The 1,851-nt window shown below is 36.6% G+C and carries 1 protein-coding gene and 1 pseudogene; one reads left to right on the top strand and one right to left on the bottom strand.

Annotated features, from left to right (window positions below; all coding sequences use genetic code 11):
* Window positions 1-54: 54 nt before the first annotated feature.
* A pseudogene (locus tag FTV48_RS15090) lies at window positions 55-126 on the bottom strand (hypothetical protein); the annotation flags it as partial.
* A gap of 138 nt (window positions 127-264) precedes the next feature.
* Here FTV48_RS15090 and FTV48_RS14670 point away from each other — a divergent pair.
* Entirely contained in the window at window positions 265-1,668 is a 1,404-nt protein-coding gene (locus tag FTV48_RS14670) for an OmpP1/FadL family transporter (protein WP_180000767.1), read from the top strand.
* Window positions 1,669-1,851: the final 183 nt, after the last annotated feature.

The following is a 1,851-nucleotide window of genomic DNA, read 5'->3' as shown; positions in this document are numbered from 1 at the left end:
CAAAAGATTTAAAGCCTGAAAGTTTTAAACTGCTTAAACGCATAATGTCCTGATTTAACGTCGTGAGCGTCTGGCCCACGCGAGTTCAATTTGTTTCATCCGTGTCAGAGATTCCAACACAAGGTTGTTATGTCACTTTTTATGTAAAAAAGTTATTAATTTCGTAATTCTTATGTTAGGTTGTGCGAAATAATCGCATTTATACATGTGTATAAAAACTGAGTCACAAAGATTGTGATTAATAAAAATGAGTAAGGAAAACAAATGAAACTAACAACTCTTGCTAGTACTATTTTACTAATTAGTTTGCCTAGTACTGGAGCGTTAGCGGCAGCTATGGATCGTTCAGGCCAGTCTATCTCTGCATTTTTACAACCAGGAAATTATTTTGATGCCAGTATTTCAGTACTAGATGCTGATGTATCCGGTCAAATGAGAGATGGATGGAATACTCCATCAACAGATACGAGAAAAGTTGGAACTGATTTAGCTAATTCAAAAATTAGTGATATGGCAGAGAGTTTTTACTTCACTAATTTTGCCCTGAAAATCCAGGCTAATGAAAATATTTCTTTTGGTTTGATTTATGATCAACCCTTTGGAGCTAAAGCTAATTATTCATCTGGCGATCAAAAACATACTGTTGTGCCTCCTACATCAAATTTTGCTCAAGATATTTTAGAATCAGGTGCATTTCATAGAGGAGATGAAGGGACAAATGTTGAAGTCACTACCCAGAATTTATCATTTATTATGGGATATCAACCTAATGAGAACTGGAATATTTATGCCGGACCTGTATATCAAACAGTAAAGGGTGATCTTCAGTTGCGAGGCTCTGTATATGGACCATTAGGTGGTCATATGTGTAGTGATAAGTTAAGTTTATTGTGTTCTACCTTTACTGATAAAGATACGGGTGAAACTTATAATGGATACAATGCTTCTATTCCAGAGAAATCTGAATTCGGATGGCTTGGGGGGATAGCTTTTCAAATCCCAGAAATAGCTCTTAAAGCTTCATTAACTTATCGCTCTGAAATCGACTATGAAGTAGATGTAGAAGAAAATACACCACTAGCGGATAACCTACTTATTGGTTATATCGGCGTACCAGCACTTGGACCTAATTTTACTTACACTGAAGGCAAAACAAAAATTACTACCCCTCAATCTATCAATCTAGATTTTCAAAGCGGAATTATGGAAAACACCTTAGCTTTCATCAATTTAAGATGGGTGGATTGGTCAAAATTTAGTATTAGACCACATAAATTTGGTCAGTTATCTTCAGCCTTAACTGAGGCAGTTGCAGGTACTCCTCGTGGCTTTGATCTTATTGCATATGAAAAAGATCAATACTCCGCAAATTTTGGTGTGGCACGTAAACTAAATGACAAATGGGCCATCTCCTTATTAGGTGGATGGGATTCTGGAGCAGGAAATCCAACTTCGACTTTAGGTCCAACAGAAGGTTATTGGAGTGCTGGGCTAGGTGGACAGTACAGTCCTACTGAAAAATCTTTTCTTCAAGTAGGAGCTCGATATTTTTGGTTAGGGGACGCGAAAGCACAATCCGCTAGCTGGTTTGGTACGGATCGTTATGATGCTGACTTTAAATCTAATAATGCACTGGGCTATAGCGTAAAGATTGGTCATAGATTTTAAGTAATTTTATCCCTTTGGGCTTTATTACTTAAAATAACTTTTCCTTGTTTTGAGAATATTTTTTGTTATGTTGTGTAATTAAACGTCACCAATCATTTAGTTCCTAAATAGTACTGCCAAATCGCATTCAGCCAGAGCCATACCTGCTGAGGACTCAAATATGGTACATATAAGACATTAAAT

Origin of the sequence: Acinetobacter sp. YH18001 (genome assembly GCF_013416975.1) — a bacterium.
In the GTDB taxonomy this organism is placed as follows: domain Bacteria; phylum Pseudomonadota; class Gammaproteobacteria; order Pseudomonadales; family Moraxellaceae; genus Acinetobacter; species Acinetobacter pseudolwoffii.
Note: the sequence above shows the minus strand (reverse complement) of the source record. Positions and strands in the feature narration are given on the sequence as shown.